Below are 1,180 nucleotides of genomic sequence, written 5' to 3'. Positions count from 1 at the left end.
GACCCACTTCCAGGACTAGTTATGACAGGAGGACCAATTACATTAGACGTAAATGAAACCGACGAACACACCTTTATAGGAATCTATGTAATTAAACAAGCCGACATCAATGCCGGAAAAATAAGCAACCAGGCAACCGTGTTTGGAACCAGTCCAAATGGAATCATAGTAGAAGACAAATCCGATTACACCAGCAATGTAGACGACAACCCAACCGTATCCCCAATAGAAGGCTGCGTGATAAAAGTCTTCAATGCCATCTCACCAAATGGAGATAGTATGAACGAAAGATTCTATATCCAGGGACTAGAATGTTACCCAGAGAATACCGTAGAGATCTACAACCGTTGGGGAGTACTAGTATTCGAGCGCGAAAGATACAACAACGAAGAACGCGCCTTTAGAGGAAAATCCGAAGGACGTACCACCGTTAAGCAATCCGACGGACTGCCAGTAGGAACATACTACTATGTACTGAAATACAAAGACAGCGAGTCCAATGCCCATCAAGAAGCAGGATATTTATACATCAATAAATAAGTAAAAAACAAATAGAAACGGCTTAGCCCTAAAAAGCTAAGCCATTCTTAAAAGAAAAATAAATGAGAAAATTAGTTATAGTTTTTATGTTTTTTTCCGCAGTAAGCTATGCCCAACAAGACGCCCAGTTTACACAATACATGTACAACACCATCAATATAAACCCCGCCTATGCCGGATCCAGAGGAGCCATGAGCATCTTTGGACTATACCGTACCCAATGGGTAGGACTCGATGGAGCGCCAGAAACCAGCAGTTTCTCCCTAAACACGCCACTAAACAATAGCAACCTAGGACTAGGCGTGTCCCTGGTAAACGATAAAATAGGCCCAACAAACGAAAACACCTTTTCAGCCGATTTATCCTATACCATACCCACCTCTCAAACCTACAAGCTATCCTTTGGGATCAAGGCAACCGCCAACCTATTCAACCTAGACATCGGAAAACTAAACCCAGAACAACAAGGCGATCCACAATTTCAAGACCTAAACAGCAAATTCACACCCAACATAGGAGCAGGAGTATACTGGCATTCCGATAAAGCCTACATCGGACTATCCGTACCCAACTTTATCGAAACCAACAGATACAACGATAATGATATCGCCATCTTCAAAGACAAAATAAACTATTACCT

2 protein-coding genes are annotated in these 1,180 nt (G+C 42.2%); both read left to right on the top strand.

All coding sequences use genetic code 11. The annotated features are described in order from the left end of the window. Window positions 1-540 (top strand): gliding motility-associated C-terminal domain-containing protein (locus IW20_RS25125; protein WP_131494842.1); only part of this gene is annotated, 540 nt, incomplete at its 5' end. Between the two features lie 62 nt (window positions 541-602). After that, the coding region (locus IW20_RS25120) for a PorP/SprF family type IX secretion system membrane protein (protein ID WP_035629135.1) at window positions 603-1,180 on the top strand (578 nt) is incomplete at its 3' end.

It is taken from the genome of Flavobacterium hydatis (genome assembly GCF_000737695.1).
GTDB lineage: Bacteria > Bacteroidota > Bacteroidia > Flavobacteriales > Flavobacteriaceae > Flavobacterium > Flavobacterium hydatis.
The sequence above is the reverse complement of the archived record's forward strand: the minus strand, read 5'-3'. Positions and strand labels throughout refer to the sequence as shown.